A 6909-nucleotide genomic window follows, 5' to 3' on the forward strand; every position below is an offset into this window, starting at 1 on the left:
CGTGCGCGAGAGCTGGTCGAGGCCGTATCCGGCGGTCGTCCTCAGCCCGGAGGCGGCGACCGCCCTGGCCCGATCCTTGCCCGGTCGGTCGACGGTGCTGCGGGTCGCCGAGCTGTCGGGCGGCCTCGCCAATACCAATCTCCGCCTCGATCTCGATGGCCATCCGCCGGTGGTTCTGCGGCTGTTCCAGCGCGACCCGGCGCAGGCGGCGAAGGAGCAGGCTATCCACGCTCTCGCCTCCGAGCGCGGCCTCCCCGCCCCCAGGCTTCTGGGCAGCGGCGAGGACCCGGCCACGGAGTTGCCCTTCGCCCTGCTGGAATGGATCGACGGGCAACGGCTGGACGAGGTCGCCCGTGGACTGGATGACGCGGCTCTGGTGCCGCTGGCCCGGTCGGTCGGCGCCGCATTGGCCACGATCCATGCCGTGACCTTCGATCGCAGCGGCTTTCTCGACGGCTCGCTCGCCGTGGCCGAGCCGGCCGATGTCGGCGCCGCCGGGCTGATCGGCTTCCTGCGCCAGGTGCTGGTCGACGGCCCCGGCGGCGATCGTCTGGGCTACGACCTCGCCGACCGGCTCGTCGCCTTCGCCGAGCGCGAGGCCGGGCTGCTCGACCAATGGACGGGGCCGCCCTGCCTCACTCATTCCGATTTCGGCGGCACCAATATCCTGGTCCGTCCAGAGGTGGATGGCTGGGCGGTGGCCGCCGTGCTGGACTGGGAGTTCGCCTTCAGCGGGAGTCCGTTCTTCGATCTCGGCAACCTGCTGCGGCCGCCGCTCGGGTCCCGCCCCGGCTTCGCCGATTCTGTCGCCGCCGGCTACCGCGCGGCGGGCGGCAACCTGCCGGCGGAGTGGCGCCGGATGGCGGCACTGGCGGATCTGTTCGCCTGGGCCGAGTTCCTGATCCGCCCGGCTGTGTCCGACGCGGTGATTGCGACGGCGCGGCAGCGGATCACGGACACGATGGCCTTATGGAATCCGTAGGTTGGGTTCGCCCTGGCGAACCCAACAACCGTGCGCGGATGGATGTTGGGTTCGCAGCCGCGAACCCAACCTACGAAACCTCCGCTGCCCGCCGCAGCAGGAAGGCTCGCATCGCCGGGTCCTCGCACAGGCCGATGGCGCGGTCATAGGCGGCCACGGCTTCGGCTTCCCGGCCCAGCCGCCGCAGCAGATGGGCGGCCAGCGCCCAATAGGGCTGGTAGCTCGCCACCGCCTCGGTCGGGATCGCCTCCAGCAGCGCCCATCCCGCCGCGGCATCGCGCGTCTCGGCGACGGCCGCAGCGCGGCCGACCAGCGCGCCGATGCTGGGCGCCAGGCGCACCAGCCCCTCATACAGCAGCGCGATCGCCTCCCAGTCGGTTCGGCCGGTCCGGGCGCGCCGGGCGTGCACCGACTGGATCGCCGCCTCCAGCTGGAAGCGCCCCATGCGCCGGTCCTGGGCGGCGGCCGCGAGGATCCGCTCCGCCTCCGCGATCAGCGGCGGCGACCACCGCGCCGTGTCCTGCTCCGACAGCGGGACGTATTCCCCCGTTGGACCACGGCGCGCCTCCCGCCGCGCCTCGCAATGCAGCATCAGCGCCAGCAGGCCTTCGACCTCGGGCTCGGCCGGCATCAGCGGCCGCAGCATCCGGCCGAGGTCGATCGCCTCCGCCGCCAGCCCGCGGCGGCGCGGATCGGCGCCGGCGATGTCGTCCCAGCCGCTGCCATAGGCGGCATAGATCGCCTGCAGCACCGCGTCGAGCCGCGGCGGCAGCTCCTTCGCCTCCGGCAGCTCGAAGGCGATGCCGGCGTCGCGGATCTTCACCTTGGCCCGGGACAGGCGCTGCCCCATGGCGGCGGGGCTGACCAGGAAGGCCGAGGCGATGCGCGCCGCGTCCAGCCCCAGCACGATCTGCAGCATCAGCGGCGTGTGGATGGCGGGATCGATCGCGGGATGGGCGCAGACGAACAGCAGCTTCAGCCGTTCGTCCGGGAAGCGGTCGGTTGCGGCCAATTCCTGCGCCTCCTCTGCCGCCACCCGCAGATCGGGGACGGCGTCCGCCCGCACCCGGAGATGGCGGGCGCCGTCGATCAGCCGCCGCCGCGCCGCTGTCAGCAGCCAAGCCTCCGGCCGGCCCGGCACGCCGTCACGCGGCCAGGTCTCCAGCGCGGCGCGGAAGGCATCGGCCAGCGCGTCCTCCGCCGCCGCGATGTCGCGCGACCGGGCGGCCAGGAAGGTCACCAGCCGGCCATAGGAGTCACGCGCCGCCCGCTCGACCGCGCGGCGCGTGTCCCGGCTCACTGCTGCGGCTTCGGCGGCGCCACCGGCCGCACCTCGACCCCGCCGCCCGGGCCGCCCGGATAGCGCGAAGCCCAGTCGAGCGCCGCGTCGAGATTCGGCACCTCGATGATGAAGAAGCCGGCGAGCTGCTCCTTGGTGTCGGCGAAGGGTCCGTCCTGCACCTGCCGCCCGCTGCCGCTGATGCGGATCGAGGTGGCGGTGGCGGGCGGCTCCAACCCGGCGCCGGCGACCACGACGCCGGCCTCCTTCAGCGCCGTCATATAGGGCATGAAGGCGGCCCAGAAGGCGGCGTGCTTCTCCGGGTCGCGGCGGGCGGCAAATTCCTCGGGGGTCTGCTGGAACAGCAGGGCGTACTGCATGATCGTCTCCATCGCATGGGTCGAGCGCGTCTCGCTCGCTCCCATGACGGGCCGGCGACAAGCCTTTCGACATCGTCGGCGAAAAAATCCATAGCGGCTACACCCGCCGGCGGCGCGACTTGGCGAAGGTGTCGAAGGCCACGGCCAGCACGATGATCACGCCGATGATGATCTGCTGGATGTAGGAGGAGACGTTCATCAGCACGAGGCCGTTCAGCAGCACCCCGATCAGCACGGTGCCGATCACCGTGCCGAAGATGGTGCCGATGCCGCCGAACAGGCTGGTGCCGCCGATCACCACCGAGGCGATCACCGTCAGCTCGTAGCCCTGCCCCGCCACCGCCTCGGCCGAGTTCAGCCGCGCCGACAGCACGAAGGCGCCGAGCCCGACGAAGAAGCCCATGATGACATAGACGCCGAGCAGCACCCGCCGCACCTTCAGTCCGGACAGCCGCGCCGCCTCCGGGTTGCCGCCGACGGCATAGACCTGGCGGCCGAAGCGGGTGTAGCGCAGCACCAGATGGGCCAGCACGGCGAAGCCGAGGAAGATCAGCACCGGCACCGGGATCTCCAGGACCTTGCCCTGGCCCCAGTAGCGGAAGCCGGCGTCGAAGCCGCTGATCGGCCCGCCGCCGGACAGCAGCAGCGCGGCGCCGCGGAAGGCGGACATGCCGCCCAGCGTCACCACGAAGGGCGGCACCTTCAGCCGGGTGATGGCGACGCCCTGCACCGCCCCGGCGGCCATGCCGAGCAGGATCGAGACCAGCGCGGCGGCACCCCAGCCCCAGCCCTGCGCCTCCTCGGCGCCAAGCGCGAAGTTGCCGGTGGCGCTGCCCTTGGCCACGATCGCGGCGGCCAGGCCGCAGAAGGCCAGCACCGCGCCGATCGACAGGTCGATGCCGGCGGTCAGGATGACGAAGGTCATGCCGATCGCCAGCAGCCCGTAGATCGAGACCTGGCGCAGCACGTTCAGCAGGTTGACGGTGGAGATGAAGCGCGGCTCGGCCAGGGCGAAGCCGGCCATCAGCACCGCCAGGAAGATCAGCGGCGCGAACCGCGCCAGGAGCCCGAACAGATCGAAGCCGCCGCCCAGGTCCGATACGGTCGTCTGCTGCGCCATCCCGGTCCTCTCCTATGCCGCCCGGCGCGGCGTCATCAGCCGCATCAGCGTTTCCTCGTCCGCCTCGGCGCGGTCGACCTCGCCGGTGATCCGGCCTTCGCACATGGCGACGATGCGGTCGCTGATCGCCAGCACCTCCGGCAGCTCCGAGGAGATGGCGATGACGGCGATGCCCTCTTGCGCCAACCGGCCGAGCAGCTGGTGCACCTCGGCCTTGGCGGCCACGTCGATGCCGCGGGTCGGCTCATCCACGATCAGCACCTTCGGCCGCAGCGCCAGCCAGCGGGCCAGCACCACCTTCTGCTGGTTGCCGCCGGACAGGTTGGCGATCGGCTGCTCCGGCCCCGCCATGCGGATGCCGAGCGCCCGGCGATACTCCTCGACCAGCCCCCGCTCCCGGCTGTCCGGGACATAGCCGAACAGCCCCGCCAGCTTGCCGAGCGCGGCGATGGCCAGGTTGCTGCGGATCGCCAGCGACAGGAACAGCGCCTGCTGCTTGCGGTCCTCCGGCACCAGGCCGATGCCGTGGCGGATCGCGTCGGCCGGGGAGCGGATCTCGACCGGCCGGTCCTCGACCAGGATGCGGCCGCCGGCCCTGGCGTCGGCGCCGAAGATGGCGCGGGCCAGCTCGGTCCGCCCGGCGCCGACCAGCCCGGCGATGCCCAGGATCTCGCCGCGTCGCACCGCCAGCGACACGCCGTGCAGCACCGTGGCGTGCGGGTTCAACGCGCTGCGCTCGGTCGTGATGCCCTCGACCCGCAGGGCTGGCGGCCCGGCCTGCGCCGCACCGCCCTCGATCCGGGCCAGCGCGCCGAGATCGCGGCCGACCATCATGCGGATGATGTCGTCGACCGTGACCGAGGCGACCTCGGCGCCGCCGACCAGCCGGCCGTCGCGCAGCACGGTGATCCGGTCGCAGACCGCCATCACCTCGTCCAGCCGGTGGGTGACATAGATCACCGCGATGCCGTGGTCGCGCAGGGCGCGGATGATCGCCATCAGCCGCTCGACCTCGGCGGCGCTGAGCGCCGAGGTCGGCTCGTCCATCACGATCAGCCGCGAATCCATCGACAGGGCGCGGGCGATCTCGACCATCTGCTGCTCGGCGACGCTGAGGTCGCGCACCAGCCGGCGCGGATCGATGGCGAGGCCGATCCGGTCCAGGGCCGCCTTCGCCGCCCGGTGCATCGCCGACCAGTCGACCAGCCCGGCCCTCCCCGGCTCTCGCCCGATCAGGATGTTCTCCGCCACCGTCAGGCTCGGGATCAGGTTGAACTCCTGGTAGATCGTGACGATGCCGCGCCGCTGCGCCTCGTAGGGCGCGGCGAAGCTCACCGTCTCGCCGGCGAAGACGATGCTGCCATCATCCGGCGCCTGCGCCCCGGACAGGATCTTCAGCAGCGTCGACTTGCCGGCGCCGTTCTCGCCCAGGAGGCCATGGACCTCGCCCGCCGCCACCTCCAGCCCGACCCCGTCCAGCGCCACCACGCCGGGGAAGCGCTTGGTGATCGCGATCATGCGCAGCAGCGGTTCGGTCATGATGTCCTTTTCCAGCCTGTCCGGGCATGACAGGAAGAAAGCGGCAAACTTACGTCTACTTCACCTCGCCGATGCGCTCGGCCTTGTCGAGATTGGCCTTGGTGATGACGATGGGCTGCAGCAGGATCACCGCCGGGTCGGGCTTTTTCTCGCTGTTCAGATAGTCGACCATCACCTCGACCGCCTTGCGGCTCTGCCCGCCCGGGAACTGCTCGATGGTGCCAGCCAGGCCGCCGTCGCGGATGCTGCCCAGCGCCTCCGGCAGCGCGTCGAAGCCGATGACCTTGATCTTGTCCTGCAGGTTGCGGCCGCGAACCGCCTCGAGCGCGCCCAGCGCCATGTCGTCATTGGCGGCGACGATCACGTCGGGCGGCGCCGACAGGCCGGCCAGGATCGACTCGGTCACGCTCAGCCCCTGGTCGCGGGCGAAATTCGCGGTCTGCTCCGCCACGAATTTGTACTTGTCCTTGTGCTGGTCGAGGACGTTGTGCAGGCCCTTGTTGCGGTCGATCGCCGGGCTGGCGCCCGGCTGGCCCTGCAGGTTCACGATGGTGGCGCCGTCCGGATAGGTCTCCATCAGCCATTTCGCCTGGGCCTCGCCGCCCAGCACGTTGTCGGCGCCGACATGGGCCAGGATGCCGTCGACCCCGGTGACGCGTCGGTCGATGGTGACGACCGGCACGCCCGACTCCACCGCCTCGGTCAACACCGGCGCCATGGCGTTGACGTCGATCGGGCTGATGACGATGCCGTCGACCCGCTGCACCAGCGCCGCCTCGACATCGGCGGTCTGCTTCGGCGCGCTGTTCTGGCCATCGGATTCGACCGCGGCGACGCCCTGCCGCTGCGCCTCGCCCTTCAGCTCGTTCATCATATGGACGAAGAACGGGAAGCCCAGGCTGGGCACCGATGTCAGGATGGTCTTCTGGTCCTGCGCCGCGGCCGGCAGGGCGACCGCAGCCGCCACGACCGCACCCAGCAGGGCGCGCTGCAACGTACCCATCATGAGCTCTCCTCCACGGCGATTTGGCTGCCGGGGCGGTGCCGCGCCGCGATCCCGGCCTTTTCTGCGGCAGAATTGTCGGATCATTGCTCTGGCCGTGTCAACGGACCGTCCGGATGGCGGGCTTGAACCAGCCGGGCCGGATGGCGGATAAGCGTCGGATCGAGGCTGGACGGAACGAGAAGGTGATGGCGAAGACGGTCGAGCGGCCGGTGACGACGGCGAAGGCCGGCAGCCAGGCGGTGGTGCCGGTGGTGTTGTCGGGCGGGTCGGGGACGCGGCTGTGGCCGCTGTCGCGGGCGGGGTATCCCAAGCAGTTCCTGCCGCTGGTGTCGGGCCGGACGATGATCCAGGAGACGGTGGTGCGGGTCGGCGAGGCCGACGGCTTCGCCGCGCCGGTGTTCATCTGCGCCGACGACCACCGCTTCGTCGTCGCCGAGCAGATGCGCCAGATCGGCGTCGCCCCCGACGCCATCATCCTCGAGCCCTCGGCCCGCAACACCGCGCCGGCCGTCGCCGTCGCCGCCCGCTTCCTGGCCGACCGCGACCCCGACACCCTGATGCTGGTGCTGCCGGCCGACCACCACATCGCCGACCCGGCCGGCT

General features: G+C 71.4%; 7 protein-coding genes. 2 read left to right on the forward strand and 5 right to left on the reverse strand.

Features of this window, described 5'->3' with window-relative positions:
* Position 1: 1 nt before the first annotated feature.
* Positions 2-982 (forward strand): phosphotransferase family protein, encoded by a 981-nt coding sequence (locus G537_RS42435; protein WP_026872765.1) that lies wholly within the window; start codon positions 2-4, stop codon positions 980-982.
* 70 nt (positions 983-1052) lie between these two features.
* Here G537_RS42435 and G537_RS0127105 read toward each other — a convergent pair whose 3' ends face one another.
* From G537_RS0127105 to G537_RS0127125, 5 genes are all read right to left on the reverse strand, one after another.
* A complete protein-coding gene (locus tag G537_RS0127105) occupies positions 1053-2282 on the reverse strand; it encodes an RNA polymerase sigma factor (RefSeq protein WP_026872766.1) in 1230 nt (409 codons plus the stop codon).
* Positions 2279-2641 (reverse strand): YciI family protein, encoded by a 363-nt coding sequence (locus tag G537_RS43965; RefSeq protein ID WP_026872767.1) that lies wholly within the window; start codon positions 2639-2641, stop codon positions 2279-2281. The genes G537_RS0127105 and G537_RS43965 overlap by 4 nt, the downstream gene beginning before the upstream one ends.
* A 97-nt stretch (positions 2642-2738) precedes the next feature.
* Positions 2739-3761: an ABC transporter permease gene (locus G537_RS0127115; protein WP_034853175.1), complete on the reverse strand. Its 1023-nt coding sequence runs from the start codon at positions 3759-3761 to the stop codon at positions 2739-2741.
* Positions 3762-3773: 12 nt separating this feature from the next.
* Positions 3774-5300 carry a sugar ABC transporter ATP-binding protein gene (locus tag G537_RS0127120; protein ID WP_026872769.1) on the reverse strand — a complete coding sequence of 509 codons (1527 nt, stop codon included), beginning with the start codon at positions 5298-5300 and terminating at the stop codon, positions 3774-3776.
* Between the two features lie 55 nt (positions 5301-5355).
* Positions 5356-6306, reverse strand: coding sequence for a substrate-binding domain-containing protein (locus tag G537_RS0127125; RefSeq protein WP_051249193.1), 951 nt, complete (start codon positions 6304-6306; stop codon positions 5356-5358).
* A 185-nt stretch (positions 6307-6491) separates the two neighbouring features.
* On the opposite strand from G537_RS0127125, the gene G537_RS0127130 reads away from it, so the two are divergent.
* A partial coding sequence (locus G537_RS0127130; RefSeq protein WP_155888799.1) for a sugar phosphate nucleotidyltransferase occupies positions 6492-6909 on the forward strand: 418 nt, incomplete at its 3' end.

The organism is Inquilinus limosus DSM 16000 (assembly GCF_000423185.1).
Taxonomy (GTDB): domain Bacteria; phylum Pseudomonadota; class Alphaproteobacteria; order DSM-16000; family Inquilinaceae; genus Inquilinus; species Inquilinus limosus.